The sequence below is a fragment of the Glutamicibacter arilaitensis genome, from assembly GCF_044793945.1.
GTDB lineage: Bacteria > Actinomycetota > Actinomycetes > Actinomycetales > Micrococcaceae > Glutamicibacter > Glutamicibacter arilaitensis_B.
The window spans coordinates 3,519,099-3,533,526 of the sequence record NZ_CP084994.1 but is presented as its reverse complement, the minus strand read 5'-3'; the positions used below and the strand labels follow the sequence as shown (position 1 = coordinate 3,533,526).

14 protein-coding genes are annotated in these 14,428 nt (G+C 55.6%); 9 read left to right on the top strand and 5 right to left on the bottom strand.

Annotated elements, in window-relative coordinates; translation table 11 throughout:
* Positions 1-85 precede the first annotated feature (85 nt).
* Positions 86-1,279 carry an acyl-CoA dehydrogenase family protein gene (locus LG294_RS16495; protein ID WP_404287655.1) on the bottom strand — a complete coding sequence of 398 codons (1,194 nt, stop codon included), beginning with the start codon at positions 1,277-1,279 and terminating at the stop codon, positions 86-88.
* A gap of 4 nt (positions 1,280-1,283) precedes the next feature.
* A complete protein-coding gene (locus tag LG294_RS16490) occupies positions 1,284-1,778 on the bottom strand; it encodes a MaoC/PaaZ C-terminal domain-containing protein (protein ID WP_404287653.1) in 495 nt (164 codons plus the stop codon).
* 127 nt (positions 1,779-1,905) lie between these two features.
* Here LG294_RS16490 and LG294_RS16485 point away from each other — a divergent pair, with 127 nt between their 5' ends.
* From LG294_RS16485 to LG294_RS16470, 4 genes are all read left to right on the top strand, one after another.
* A complete protein-coding gene (locus tag LG294_RS16485) occupies positions 1,906-3,471 on the top strand; it encodes an acyl-CoA carboxylase subunit beta (protein WP_404287651.1) in 1,566 nt (521 codons plus the stop codon).
* Positions 3,472-3,483: 12 nt separating this feature from the next.
* A complete protein-coding gene (locus LG294_RS16480) occupies positions 3,484-3,807 on the top strand; it encodes an EthD family reductase (RefSeq protein ID WP_404287649.1) in 324 nt (107 codons plus the stop codon).
* Positions 3,808-4,085: 278 nt separating this feature from the next.
* The gene (locus LG294_RS16475; RefSeq protein ID WP_404287647.1) at positions 4,086-5,558 is read left to right on the top strand and encodes a class I adenylate-forming enzyme family protein; all 1,473 of its coding nucleotides are present in this window, start codon (positions 4,086-4,088) and stop codon (positions 5,556-5,558) included.
* Between the two features lie 18 nt (positions 5,559-5,576).
* Positions 5,577-6,263 (top strand): EthD domain-containing protein, encoded by a 687-nt coding sequence (locus LG294_RS16470; protein ID WP_404287645.1) that lies wholly within the window; start codon positions 5,577-5,579, stop codon positions 6,261-6,263.
* A 108-nt stretch (positions 6,264-6,371) separates the two neighbouring features.
* On the opposite strand, the gene LG294_RS16465 is transcribed toward LG294_RS16470, so the two are convergent.
* From LG294_RS16465 to LG294_RS16455, 3 genes are read right to left on the bottom strand one after another with little or no spacing between them, the layout of a single operon-like run.
* Entirely contained in the window at positions 6,372-7,418 is a 1,047-nt protein-coding gene (locus LG294_RS16465; RefSeq protein WP_404287643.1) for an MBL fold metallo-hydrolase, read from the bottom strand.
* A 5-nt stretch (positions 7,419-7,423) separates the two neighbouring features.
* Positions 7,424-8,182, bottom strand: coding sequence for an SDR family NAD(P)-dependent oxidoreductase (locus LG294_RS16460; RefSeq protein ID WP_404287641.1), 759 nt, complete (start codon positions 8,180-8,182; stop codon positions 7,424-7,426).
* A 44-nt stretch (positions 8,183-8,226) separates the two neighbouring features.
* On the bottom strand, positions 8,227-9,333 hold the full coding sequence (locus LG294_RS16455; protein WP_404287639.1) for an alkene reductase: 1,107 nt from the start codon (positions 9,331-9,333) through the stop codon (positions 8,227-8,229).
* Between the two features lie 147 nt (positions 9,334-9,480).
* On the opposite strand from LG294_RS16455, the gene LG294_RS16450 reads away from it, so the two are divergent.
* The 5 genes from LG294_RS16450 (at position 9,481) to LG294_RS16430 (ending at position 14,324) form a co-directional block, all read left to right on the top strand.
* The gene (locus LG294_RS16450) at positions 9,481-10,110 is read left to right on the top strand and encodes a TetR/AcrR family transcriptional regulator (protein WP_404287637.1); all 630 of its coding nucleotides are present in this window, start codon (positions 9,481-9,483) and stop codon (positions 10,108-10,110) included.
* 221 nt (positions 10,111-10,331) lie between these two features.
* On the top strand, positions 10,332-11,183 hold the full coding sequence (locus tag LG294_RS16445; RefSeq protein ID WP_404287636.1) for a fumarylacetoacetate hydrolase family protein: 852 nt from the start codon (positions 10,332-10,334) through the stop codon (positions 11,181-11,183).
* 26 nt (positions 11,184-11,209) lie between these two features.
* Complete coding sequence (locus LG294_RS16440) at positions 11,210-12,958, top strand: acetyl-CoA carboxylase biotin carboxylase subunit (RefSeq protein WP_404287635.1); 1,749 nt, start codon at positions 11,210-11,212, stop codon at positions 12,956-12,958.
* Positions 12,955-13,821, top strand: a complete 867-nt coding sequence (locus LG294_RS16435; RefSeq protein WP_404287633.1) for an HpcH/HpaI aldolase/citrate lyase family protein — start codon at positions 12,955-12,957, stop codon at positions 13,819-13,821. Before LG294_RS16440 ends, LG294_RS16435 begins: the two co-directional genes overlap by 4 nt.
* Positions 13,822-13,847: 26 nt before the next feature.
* On the top strand, positions 13,848-14,324 hold the full coding sequence (locus tag LG294_RS16430; protein ID WP_404287630.1) for a MaoC family dehydratase: 477 nt from the start codon (positions 13,848-13,850) through the stop codon (positions 14,322-14,324).
* The last annotated feature ends 104 nt before the right edge of the window (positions 14,325-14,428 follow it).

Here is a 14,428-nt window from a genome sequence, read left to right as displayed (position 1 = left end):
TGCGCTGCCCAATCTGGGGACGTCTAAAAGTGCTGTGGCCTCGTTACCCGGAATATTGGGTACAACGCCACAGCACTTCTTGCTTCTAGAACGACCGCGGCAGCCCCAGATGCTTTTCACCGATGTTGTTTCGGATCATTTCATCGGTCAATGGCGCGAAGGTGTAAAGTCGCGCATCCCTGAAGTAACGCTGCATTGGAAGCTGCCGGGAGAAGCCCCATCCTGCCATGACACGCATCCCGGCATCTGTTGTTGCCGTTGCGGCATCGGACGCCGCCAGCTTAGCCATGGCTGACCACGTTTGGTTCGTGTCTGGTCCTTCATCAGAAGTTGTTGCCGCTTTTTGCAGCAGTAAACGTGCGGACTCAATTTTCACGCTGCAGTCCACCAGGGAATGCTGCAAGGCCTGGAAGGAGCCAATCTGGCGGCCGAAGGCTTCGCGGCTCTGCGCCCAGGAAACCGCGCAATCCAACGCGCCGCGAGCAATGCCCAGGGCTACCGCGGCGCCATTGAGCCGCTCTCCATTAAGGGTGCTCAGTACCTGACGGAATCCCTTGTCTGCTTCACCGAGGATATTTGCCGCAGGGATGCGAACGTCTTCAAGGTAAACATCGCACTGTGCCAAGCCGCGTATGCCCATCGTGTCGATTTCCTCGGTATGGATCCCGGGAGTCGATCGAGGAACGAGGAACATCGTGATGCCATCAATCGCCGAGCGAGTAATTGGCGTCGTACGGGCAAGAAGGATGATGTAGTCAGCATCCATGGCACCGCCGATCCACTTTTTCTGACCCGAGATCGAGTAGCTTCCGTCTTCGAGTTTTGTCGCGTTGGTGATCATGGCGCGGGCAACATCCGTGCCACCGCCGGGTTCGCTTAGCCCGAAGGACATTTTGGCGTCACCAGTATGTAGCGGCGCGAGGAAGTTCTGACGCTGTTCGGGATTCGCGTAGGAGTGCAGCAGTTGCATGCCCATGTACTGGACTACCATGCTGACACCAATAGAAGTTGGTCCTGCACCGAGTTCTTCCAGGACAACCGCTTGTGCCGAGTGTGAAGGCCCGGCCCCGTTGAGGTCGGACCCAAGGCTAATCAATCCCGCCCGGCCAATCTCCCGGTACATCTCGACATCGTATTTTTCTTCTTCGTCAAACTTGTTCAGGCGTTCCGGGGTGGCTACGTCGGCCAAGAGTCCGCGTACCTTGGCGCGAAGCTGAACCAAAACTTCGGTTTCCGCGATTGAGTCGAGCGGCGGGCTGGAAAGCTGATTCTGAGTCATGGTCTTACTTCCTCTTGATCATGAAGCTGCTATTGAATGTCATGACTTCGGTGTTGTCCTGCTTGAGGACTGTGTACTCGATGCTCCAGATACCCACTCCAGGCTTCTTTGATTCGCGTGCCGTAGCAACCCGGGCCTCGACGTGGATGGTGTCACCGATGAATACGGGATTGTGGGCACGAACTTCATCCAGACCCAGCCAAGCAATGACATTGCTGAAGTAGCCCGTCTGGGTCATCAGCCCCAAGGCGAGTGACAAGGTTAGTGGTCCGTGCGCAATACGCTGACCAAATTGCGTCTGCGCCGCATATGTTTCATCTAAGTGAAGCGAGACAAGATCTCCGGTGAGGCCTGCCCAGTTCACTAGATGGGCATCGGTAATTGTCATTCCAGCACTATGCAGGTGGTCGCCTTCAACTAGTGCGTCCCAGTAATGATCTGGGCGGCCCTTAGGGGTAGCAGTGCTGGTAGCAGCAGCTTCATTGCTTTCGCTTGTCATATCCGTACCATCCTTTGGTGCTCACGATCTTTTCTCATGATTACACGAATTATTTCTCTTTCATACTAGACTAACGAACGCACGTTCGTATACTGGTAGTAATCAACAATTACATTGGAGGCGCAAAATGATTGAAGCGACTATCGCTGAATCACCGAAGGCAGTAGCCACGGTTCACGAACAACTGACTGAGAAGCTTGCAACTGCCCGCAGGGGTGGCTCGGAGAAGGCCCGCAAGAAGATTGTGGATTCCGGCAAGCTTCTAGTCCGTGACCGTCTGCGCCTACTGTTCGATGATGAGAACTACATTGAAGACGGACTGCTGGCACGCTATGAAGATGGCCTGCCAGGTGACGCTGTAGTCATCGCGTTCGGTCGCGTTGATGGACGTGAAGTCTGCGTGATCGCCAACGACTATTCGGTCAAGGCTGGCACTTGGGGCAACCGCACCTTCGAGAAGATCACGCACGCACAGGACAAGGCCTCGGCCGCCGGTATCCCGCTGGTGTACCTCTTTGACTCCGCCGGAGCACGCATCGATGAGCAGTTTGAGAGCTTCGCCGGACGCCACGCCTGGGGCAACATCTTCTACAACCAAGTTCAGATCTCCGGACGTGTCCCACAGGTTTGTGCACTGTTCGGTCCTTCTCCTGCAGGTTCGGCTTATGTCCCGGCACTGTGCGACATGACCATCATGGTCCGCGGACACGCTACCGCTTACCTAGGTTCGCCTCGTCTGGCCGAAATGGTCACCGGCGAAAAGGTCACCCTGGAAGAAATGGGTGGCGCTGAAATGCACTGCACCACCTCCGGTCTGGGCGATGTACTGGTGGAAAGCGATGAAGAAGCATTAAACGCAATCCGCGTCTGGCTTTCCTTCTTGCCAGCAAACTGGGAAACTCCAGCACCTATGGCTCCTGCCATCGAACCGCGCCCGGGCCGCACGCTGGAAGAAATCGTGCCGCTGCGCGAAGCAGAAGTATTCGACATGGAAGAGTTCGTTGAATCTTTGGTGGACGAAGGTTCATGGTTCCCGTACAAGGAATTGTTTGCCCCAGAAATGTTGACCGGGTTCGCCCGCATCAATGGCCGTTCAGTAGGCCTAGTGGGTAACCAGCCAACCCATATGGGTGGCTCGATCTTCCCGGATTCTTCGGATAAGGCAGCCCGCTTCATTTGGATTTGTAATGCTTACGGCATTCCTATCGTCTTCCTCGTGGATATCGCCGGCTACATGATCGGATCCGAGGTGGAACGACAGGGCATCATTCGCCATGGTGCAAAGATGATCTTCGCGGTCTCTGAATGCCGTGTTCCGCGTATTACCGTGCTGGTTCGCAAGGCTTACGGTGGCGGTTACCTGGCCATGTCCGGTGCCCCAATGAACCCGGACGCGGTGATCGCTTTGCCTACCGCGCGCCCGGCACTGATGGGTCCAGATGCTGCAGTTAATGGCATCTACTACAACCAGATCCACGCCATCGAGGATCCAGAAGAACGTCGTGCATTCATTGCTGAAAAACACGCCGAGTACGCCGAGGGCATCGACGTGTTCAAGATTGCCAACGCCAACGCGGTTGAAGCAGTTGTCCCTGCCAACGACCTACGTGATGATCTGACTCGTCGCTTGGCTCTGTACTCCAAGCGGAAGACCGTACCGGTGCAACGCCGCCAGGCAGTGACCCCAGCCTAGGAGGTTGGCCAAATGATCAAAATCGTAGCCATTATCCAGGCAAAGGGAGGGCTCTCACGGGAGCAGTTCCTTCACGGTTGGAACACAGAGCATCCTGCCTACGTGAGTAAGCTTCCCGGGATTCGCCGGTACCGGCAGAACCCGGCAATTGAGCATCGTAAGCAGTGGCCCTTTAGCGGGATGGCCGAGCTTTGGTTTGATTCGGTAGAAGACGTGAAGGCCGCCTACGCGGGGCCCGAAGCTGAAGCTCTGTTTGAACATGAGAACGGATTTTTAGAAAACGTTCAATGGTTCATTGCAGAGGAAATCGAAGTTCCGCTGAGCCTCGACAGCTGATCAGCTTCGCTCACTGGAAAGCAGTGGGGAATCAGCCGGCGTTCAATCGCCTGCTTACTCAGTATTTACAGCATATAAAAACGGCACGAGGTAGGACTACGCTCCTACCTCGTGGCCGACCGCACGCTAAAAGTATTAATCATTGAACGAATGTTCACACTGCCAATCGGTATCCCGACAGAGTTATACGATTGGCCAAAAACTAGGAGAAGACATTGCGCACCATTGGAGATTGGGTTCGGATAAATTCCCGTAGGTACCCAACGCGCGAGGCTCTCGTGAGCTACGACGGTCGGCTGACCTATGCAGAGCTCGGTGAAAGAACCTGGCAGTTAGCACGAGGGCTTCAAGGCCTCGGCGTTGAAGCTGGAACAAACGTCGGTGTCCTGGGATCAAATACCCTTTTCAACGCCGAAATGTTCTTTGGTGTTGCAACTTCCGGAGGTTGCTACGTTGCCTATAACTGGCGCTGGGCCACCCAAGAGCTGGCTAACGGAATTAAGGAAACCGGAGCGGCCGTCATTTTGGTCGAAGCACAGTTTGAGCAGAAGGCGTTGGAAGCATTAGAGATCCTCAGCCGAACCGAGGAAGTGCTGCCCAAACTTGTAGTCGAAGGCTCTCGTATTGACGCACTGCGCGTGGGGACTGGAGTTTTTGAAGACCCTACAAGTTTAGAGAGCCCTCTGTGCATCATTTACACCGGTGGAAGTACTGGAACCCCCAAGGGTGTGGTTATTTCGCACAGGGCTGCGGGGGCCAACGCGATCAATGAAATGTATGACTGCCAAATGGGTTCTCGGCCAAACGAGCGAGGTCTGATCCTCACCCCGTTCTTCCACTCGGCCGCATTGCTCTGCTGGCTAGTGCCACACTTCATTTCGGGTTCTACGAGCGTCATAGCCGAGAAGTTTAATGACGAACTGATTGTTGACCTTGTTGAACGAGAAAGTGTCACTAACACCTTCCTCATCCCGAATATGATGCGCAGACTGAGTCAGAGCGGTGTTTTTGAAACGCCCGGATTCAACAAGAGCATGCGGGCCATTCACACCGGTGCCGGTCTTTTACGCATGCCGGATAAAGACCTCTTTGCCAGCAAGCTTCCAAATGCAGATCTGTTCTACCGCTATGGCCTGACCGAAGCAGGACCGATGGTGACCCGGCTATTACCTGAAAATATGTATGACCCAGCGGTTGATGGGTCAATCGGAGCCGAGTATTTGCTTTCGGAGGTCCAGCTACAGGACTTAGATGGCAACGAAGTGCCCACGGGTGAACTCGGTGAAATCTGTGTCAAGGGCCCATCACTGATGACCGGCTACTATGGCCGCCCCGACGCTACTGCGGATGCTTTCCGTGGCGGGTGGCTACATACCGGAGACCTGGCGGTGAAGGACGAACGAGGGTTTATGTTCTTCCGTGACCGGCTCAAAGAAATGATTAAAACCGGTGGTGAAAACGTGTACTCGGCAGAAATCGAACAGGCTTTGTACTTGCATCCGGCAGTTCTCGAAGCAGTGGTGGTGGGCGTTCCAGATCCCAAATGGGATGAAGAAGTCCGAGCGGTTGTAGTGCTGCGTGATGGGGCCGGTGCCGGTTATGCGGAATTGACCCAGCACCTTCGAGGTCAGCTAGCCGGGTACAAAATTCCGAAACAGATCGTTTTTGTCACCGCAGAGGATCTACCTCGTTCCGCGGCAGGAAAATTGGTCAAAGCACAACTCAAAGCGAATCTCGGCTGGGTCAGCTAAAGCAAAGAACTCAGCGTTATGGAAAGGTCTGATGTGCTCAAGCGAATCACCTATCTAGAGAAAAAACACGATCTGGATTTTGAAGATTTCAGTTCGCATTGGCGGACCACGCACGCTGATATTGCCAGGTATTTGCCCGGTGTTGCCTGCTACCTGCAGAATCACTTGCACTTAGCGGAGTACCCTGTCTCGGTAACGGAGCCGTTTCGCATAGACGGAATCGTGGAGTTATGGTTCCACGAACCAGATGTTGTCGCCGCGGCCCGTGACTCGAATGTTGCGGACCGGCTGATCATTGATGAGCAACGATTCCTCTCAGGGTTGACCGGCGGTCCGGTGCGCTCGGCGGAGCCACACGAACCTTGGCCGTACAAGCTCTGGGTGCTGGGGCATTGGGCAGAAAACATAGACAATTCGGATGCCATGCACGCGTGGGCCGAGTCATTGAGCGCATCCCTTCACCGCCAGCTGGGGATAAACGTCAATGAGTTGGAATCAGCGGAAGATTTGCTGATTCGGCAAGCACTACTCCATGAGCCTCGGATTCCGCAGGTGGCTTTGGCATTCGGATTCATCTCACTTGAGGACGCGCAGGAGGCGTTGCCTCAGGTACGCAGTGCTCTAGGCGCGCTGACCCACGTGGTCAATGCCCATCTTTATCTGGGTAGTGAAGAGATCATCGTTGCGCCGGAGCTTGCTTCCTAATTCCTGGGTAGCGAAAGCGACACCGAACGAAGAATAACAAGTTGTGGCCCTCTCAAATTTTGAAAGGGCCACAACTTGTTATTGCCATTGCATCTAAACGACGGCTTATTAGATCTTTGCGTGTGCGCCAGGAAGGCCCGGAACCCCTTGATGAATTCCAGAAGTCACCAAATACTGGATATGCGCCGCGGTTTCGCTTAGTGCGAGACGGAACTGGAGACGCCCTAAGGAGTCCCAGCCTCGAGACCACGTTAGCTTGCGCGCTACTTCGTGGACCGACGGTGCACCAGCTTCCAACACCCGCAGCACCTCGTCCGAACGCGACTGAATGTGTTCACGGAGGTCATCGGCGCGATCTGCCACCCCGCGGAAACGGTATTCGTGAGCGGGCGCGACCTCGTAGTGATTATTCTGCGCAATACGCCTAAGCGATTCAATATTCTTCCGCAGTGGGTCGGTATCTCCGCGGATCTCTAAGGAGACGTTCGGGGAAATCCGTGGCAACACGTGGTCTCCGGCTAGGACAAGACTTTCGGAATCGTTCCAGAGACAGATATGACCGGGGGTGTGTCCTGGAGTTGCCGCGATTCTAAGTTTTCGCCCTGCGACGTCCAGAGTCTGATCGTCCTGAAGCCTGAGATCGGGGTCAGCTAGATTCTTCATCAGCATCAACCCTTCGATGCTCATTGCACCTTCGGCACGACGGTCGTGGGGAACTCCCCAGACTCCCATGCGTTCGCGGTCGGCTTGCACCTCGGCATCAGCATCCGTGAAGTCGGTGATGTAGCGCCGCTCGTCTTCGCCCAAGGCAATCCAAGCTCCGGAAGCTTTCGCGAGACGAGCCGCCATGCCTAGATGATCATGGTGGAAATGGGTGGCGATTATGCCCGTAATTTCGGTAATTCCGATATCAGCTCGGCGTAGTGCCGCCGCAATTTGCGCCTGACCCTCATCGCTATCAAATCCGGGATCGATAATTATGCACTGCTGGTCATTGATCAGGGCGTAACAGAGCGTGTATCGCATGGGGTTTTCCGGGAAGACCACGGGGATGCTGAGCAGGCCCGGGCGTACTTCTTCAACTGGCGGAAGCACCTTGTCTATCCACGCTTGTTTTTGCGCGACGCCGGTGATTTCGATTCGATTACTACCCATGATCTCTAACCTTCGTGATTATTGAACAATGAGAACAGCTTAGTTGCGCCACCATCAATCATCATGTCGGTTCCGTTGATGTTTCGCGCGTCATCCGAGATGAGGAAGTTAACCATTGCTCCGATTTCGTCAGGCTGAATGATGTTTTGCGTTGGTACGCGTCGGCGCACCTGCGCGCGGACTTCATCGATGACCATAGGAGTATCAACTACTCCGGGGCAGATATTGTTGACGGTGATCCCGGTTCCCCAGAAGTCTTCCAACAATGAACGCGTCAAGTTGGCCAAGCCAGCCTTTGACGCCGCGTAGCTAGGATATGGGTATCCGGTAGTCCCGGCAATGGACGCAATATTGACGATACGGCCCCAGCCGTTTGCCTTCATTGGTCCGGCGAATTCCTTGATCAACAGGAACGGTCCGACCAGGTTGATGTCGATGGCCCGCCGGAAGGAATCTCCATCGCTGTCCGCCAGGTATTTGCGGTCTAAGATACCCGCCGCATTCACCAGCACCTGGACTTGGCCAATCGTGCGTTCGATTTCCTGGCGCAGATCCGAAATCGCAGATTCATCGGTGACATCTGCGGCGAAGGCTGTGGCAGTGCCGCCGTTGGAAATAACTTCTTGTGCGGCAGCTTGACTGCGTTCTAAATCTAGATCCACGCAGATGACGTGATGGCCTTGCGCTGCGAGTCTTGCGTTGATGCCTTTACACATGCCCCCGCCGGCGCCGGTGACTAGGACATTGAGTGATTTATTGGTCATGAGTTTTCGTCCTTTGAATAATAAAGTGGAAGGTCGGCAAAGTCTTATAAGAAGCGAGAATCCAAGCGCGGGTAATCTGTGTAGCCGCGCTCGGTGCCGCCATAGAGGCCATGAGAGTTGAGCTCGGCTAACGGCGCGTTAAGCCGGAACCGTTCGGGAAGGTCTGGGTTGGATATGAACAGACGACCAAAGCCGACCAAGTCGGCGACACCGGATTTAATGAGTTCCTCGGCCGACTCTTTGTCATGCCCACCGGTGACGATGACGGTGCCATCGAAGTGTGCGGCAAGTTCCTTGGTGGGAATCGAGTCATCGGATTTTGCGGCATTGGTTGACCCGGCGATGCCCGGCTCAACCAAGTGGAGATAGGCCAAGGAATAGTTGTTAAGTCGTCGAATCACGGTGGAGAACAGGGTGCGCTTATCTGAATCGATAGCATCCATCCAGTCCGAGGATGGTGAGAAACGAATACCGACTTTGTTGGCTGGTAGCTGTTCGGTGACCGCGTCCAAAACCTCGAAGAGGAAGCGCATGCGATTCTCCAATGAACCGCCGTATTCATCGGTTCGAAAATTGATTCCGTCGTCCAAGAATTGCTCAATGAGGTATCCGTTGGCACCGTGCAGCTCCACCCCGTCAAAGCCGGCCTTGGCGGCATTCGCTGCAGCGGTTCCAAACGCCTGCACGATCTCTTTGATCTGGTCGGTCGTTAATTCTCGAGGGGTTTCATAGGGGATGCGTCCCTCGGGACTACGGTAAGAAAATCCCTTGATAGCTACCGGGGATGGGGCCTGCGGTGGTAAACCGTCTGGCTGTACACTCGAATGGGACTGGCGTCCGACATGCCATAACTGGCAGTACACCGCGTTGCCTACGCGTTTACTGGCCTCGACTACCGGACGCCACGCGTTGATCTGCTCATCGGTGAATAAACCGGGAACGTTGGCATAGGCGCTAGCTTGCGGAGTGACGACGGTGCCCTCGGCAATGATCAATCCCGCACCCGAACGTTGAGCATAATATTCACGCATCAACTCGGTGGCCGAGCCGTCCGAGGTGGCACGGCTGCGCGTCAGTGGAGGTAGCACGATGCGATTTTCGATGTGCCGATCTCCGAGGCGAACCGGGTGGAAAAGACGAGAATCAGACATAGTCGACAATCCTTCTAGTTACTTACGAACGTTTGTACGCTATTCTGAGTCTTACGGAGTTGTGTTTTGTTGTCAACGGTTTACCGGACTCTGAAAATTCAACAAAGATTCGTTAAGCTGGAACAAATCAATATTCAGGGGCGGAAAATGGCTGGGACGACAGAGCGCAACAGTGCTCAGGTAATCAGGGATGAAGCTGCGAAACTCTTCTTCGAGCGCGGATATGATGCGACGACTCTTCGCCAAGTGGCAACAGCTGCCGGGCTGAAGGTTGGAAGCCTTTATAACCACATCACCAGCAAGGAAGATTTGCTGCAGCAAATCATGGGCAGCGTGATCGATGAATTGCTCGAACGCGTGCAGGCCAGCGTCGCCGCGGTGACTTCGGGGGATCCTGTGGATCGCCTTCAGGCCGCGCTCGCCGGGCATATTACCTTCCATGCCGAACGCGCCCAACAGGTATTTATCGGTAACGCGGAGTTGCGCTCACTGCCGGAGGCTGCACGTGACAATGTGGTGAAAAAACGCGCCGAGTACGAGCTATTCCTTGCCGCCTTGGTAGATGAAGCGGGGGAGGCGGGTCTGGCCGAGGTGATCGATTCAAAGATTCATGTCTATAGCTTCGTGGCCCAGGCAACCCACGTAGCTGGCTGGTATCGGCCAGGCGGGCGCCTGGAATTGAGTGAAATTGTGCGGATTTATACGCGCCTGGCACTGCGTGAGCTCAATGTGGTTGATGCGGATGTGCGTGCACTTGGCGCCGCGGTCTCGCAGTAACCCTGTACGCAACTAAATTTCCGTGACAACAATGCGCCGCAGATATTGCGGCGCATTGTTGCTTTAAGTTCCCAATTGCCCGTGCCCCTTTGTGTTGAGCGCAAGTAGTCGAAGGAGGTAAAAGAAATACATCAAAACCAATGGCGTACGAACGCTCGTTCGTGTTATCGTAATCTCAATGAAGAAACGCGCAGATAACGCACCAGACTCAGCCTGTGCGTTTGGCCGATCTAAAGAACGGGATTATCGATATGAAGCTGGCAACCATTCGCACGGCGCAGGGGAACACGCTTGCTCGTGAATCCGAAGGGGAGCTATTGCTCTACCCATTCTCGGACGTGGGTGCCTGGCTTCAGGCAGGTTCGCCAGAACTCGTTGCCGGCGAAGAGACCGCGCGGCTTAGTGCCGGGTCCGCAGATTTTGCTCCCGTCGTTCCAGCCCCGGGAAAAATTGTGTGTGTCGGGTTGAACTACCGCGAACACATCTTGGAAATGGGACGCGAGCTGCCCGAGCGCCCCACCTTGTTCGCCAAGTACCCGGACGCGCTGATCGGAGCAAACGATCCGATCATCCTCCCCCCAGGTTCGGACGCTGTGGACTGGGAAGCAGAACTAACCATCGTCCTCGGAAGTACCGTGTCCCGAGCTAGCAGTGACGAAGCGGCCGCCGCAATCGCAGGGTATACCGTGGCCAACGATATTTCCGCACGCGACTTCCAGCGCTTCACCCCGCAATGGCTTCAGGGTAAAACCTTTGATGACACCACCCCGTTGGGTCCCTATGTAGTCACCGTCGACGAGCTGGGGCTAAACCCAGATTTGCAACTGGATTGCGAAATTGATGGAAAGACCAAGCAATCCTCGCAAACCGCGGATTTGGTCTTCGATCCCACCGAGTTAGTTCGTTACATTTCCCAGATCACCACGCTTCGTGCCGGAGACATCATCCTCACTGGAACCCCGGGAGGCGTAGGCGACGGGCGTAGCCCCAAAGAATTCTTGACCGAAGGTAGCACCGTAACCACCTCGATCACCTCGATCGGTACCTGCACCAACACCTGCGCTACTCGCTAAAGCAGAGATGACAACTTAGGAGAATCATGTTCAGCAAAGTATTGATCGCCAACCGTGGCGAAATTGCTACCCGAATCGCGCGTAGCTGCAAACAGTTGGGTATCACGTCCGTCGTAATCCATTCGGAAGCAGACGCGCACTCAATGCATGTACGAGTTGCCGACCAAGCGGTCAACCTCGGGGATGGCCCGGCCGCAGATAACTACCTGAACATCCAGGCAGTTATCAAAGCCGCACTGGACTCTGGCGCCCAAGCGATCCACCCGGGTTACGGTTTCCTCTCCGAGAATGCCGAATTTGCCGAGGCGGTCCAGGCTGCCGGCCTGGCATTCATTGGGCCAACCGCCGAGGCGATCCGCACTATGGGCGGAAAAATCGAGGCACGCAAGGTGGCTGTGGACGCACGGGTGCCACTGGCGCCGGGCTCCGACGGACCCATCGACTCTGCCGATGACGTTGAAGCATTCGGCGAGCTGCACGGTTACCCAGTATTGGTGAAGGCGTCAGCCGGTGGCGGTGGACGTGGAATGCGCCGAATCAACTCGCTGCCCGAGGCCCGCGAGGCATTCGACTCAGCAGTGCGTGAGGCCACCGCGGCATTCGGTAACGGTGAAGTTTACCTAGAGCGTTATCTGACTCGTGCTCGCCACGTGGAGGTGCAGGTCTTCGCCGACAAGCACGGCAACACCGTATATGTCGGTGACCGTGACTGCTCCGTGCAGCGTCGTCACCAGAAACTCATCGAAGAATCCCCGGCTCCGGGACTGTCCAACCAGATGCGGCAGGCAATGGGTGAAGCCTCGGTGCGACTAGCTAAGCACGTCGGGTATGTGGGTGCCGGCACCGTGGAATTCATGGTGGAAGACGACAAGTTCTATTTCCTTGAAATGAATACCCGCATTCAGGTCGAACACCCGGTCACCGAGATGGTTCATCAGGTTGACCTGATCTCGGAACAGATTCGTGTGGCTTTCGGTGAGCCGCTTTCCATCGAAGGAAATCTGGTTGCCACCGGCGTGGCCATCGAAGCACGCATCAACGCCGAAGACGTTGCCGGCGGATTATTCCTCCCAGCCCCGGGAAAGATCGACAACCTGGTTATTCCGACGGGTGAAGGTCTGCGCTTTGATGGTGGATATGCCAGCGGTGACACGGTTCTTCCATTTTATGATTCGCTGGTCGGAAAACTCATCGCTTACGGTCCAACCCGTGAAGTCGCCATCGAGCGGTTGCTCGGCGCACTGCGCGAGTTGAAGGTCGATGGTATCGAGACCACTGCACCAGCGTCTATCAAGGTGCTCTCGCACGAGGACTTCCGAAACGTCGAATTCTCCACCCTGTGGCTGGAAAACTCGGTCAGCTTCGAAGAAGAAGAGGAAGCAGATCGCTCCAACGTTGAGTTCGGCGGACGCTACTTCATCATCCCAACCTTCAGCGATTACGGTACTGGCGGTGGCGGCTACGGCGCCGCCGTTGCCCAGGAGCCCGGATCTGCTCAGGCCGGATCCGGCCGCAAGGCAGGCGGGGCAAAACGTGCCGTAGTCAGCGACGGCTCGATCAAGACTCCGATGCAGGGCACCATCGTGAAGATCAACGTAGAACCTGGCGCCGAGGTGTCAAGGGGAGACGTGCTCTTCGTATTGGAAGCCATGAAGATGGAAAATCCGCTCAAGGCTCCATTTGATGGAATCGTTGGCGACTTCGAGGTTCAGGTTGGCGATTCCATGGCCGCCAAGACCGTGCTGACTCAGGTCACCGCGGGGGTGGCGGCGTGAAACCATACCGCTCACTGCTCTTCGTCCCGGGCCACAAGCGCGCTTGGATCGACAAGGCCCTGAACTCGGCCGCAGATGCCATCATTATTGACCTCGAAGATTCGGTTCCCGAAGCCGACAAGGCTCTCGCTCGGAGCAATGCGGTGGAAGCCCTAGCAGCTCACCATGGCTCCAAGGGAATTCTGGTGCGTCCCAACGCATTGGATACCGTCCACTTCGGCAAGGACATTGCCGAGGTGACCCACCAGAACCTGACCGCGTTCCTGTTGCCCAAGCTGTTCTCCCGAGATGACGTGGTGCGCTTTGATGCTCTGGTGACCGCGGCAGAGCTGGACCACTCAATCGCCCGCAACACTGTGGAGCTGGTTCCATCCCTTGAAACTGCAGCATCCATTTCCAAGGTGGACGAGATCCTTGCTGGCCCACGGGTTGGCGGCGTGATGGCTGCGGCTGCGAAAGACGCTGATGTCTCCCGTGAAGTCGGTTTCCGTTGGACCGCGCAGGGTCTAGAAACTTTGTACCTGCGCAGCAAGGTGGTGGTGGCGGCTCGCGCCGCCGGAATTCGTACCATCGTGTTGGGTCTGTGGCAAGAGGTGCACAACCTGGAGGGGATGCGCACATTTGCCGAGGACAACAGCGGTCTTGGTTATAGCGGCCAGGTCATCATCCACCCTTCCCACGCTGCGGTGGCCAACGAGGAATACGGGCTGACCGACACCATTCGGGATTACTACACAGGCCTGGTGGATGCCTTTGAAGAAGGCCAAAGTCAAGGACACGGTGCCGTCATGTACCGCGGAGATCATATCGACTTGGCGCACGCCAACCACGCGCGAGAAGCTCTCGCGTTCGCAAGCCTCTAAATATTGGATTTTGAAAGGAACTAGCCATGGCTGGAATGTATTTTGAAGATTTTGTTGTTGGAGACGTCATTCGCCATGCGGTCACCCGCACGGTGACCGAGACCGACAACTTGCTGTTCACTACGCTGACTATGAATGTGCAGCCATTGCACCTGGATGCGGAGTTCTCCAAGGGTTCGATCTACGGACAGCAGATCGTCAATAGCGTCTTTACCCTCGGTGTAGTCACCGGTGTCCCGGTGCAGGAAACCACCTTAGGAACCACCTTGGGAAATCTTGGATTCCGTGACATCGAGTTCCCCAAGCCGGTGTTTATTGGTGACACTTTGCGCGTAGAAACCGAGGCACTGGATACTAGGGTCTCCAAGTCCCGCCCGGATACCGGACTTGTGGGCATTGAGCACCGTGGCTACAACCAGCGAGACGAATTGGTCTGCGTGGTTCGCCGCACCGCTTTGATGAAGCGTCGCGAAGGCGCTGCACTGCAGGAAGCTGCAAACTAACACTCGACGCGGGAGTCTAAACTCCTACACTAGACGCGCATTCCGAATCGGGGATGTGCGTCTTGTCGCGCCCAAAAAGCATAGGTCAAGGGCATTTTATGTAG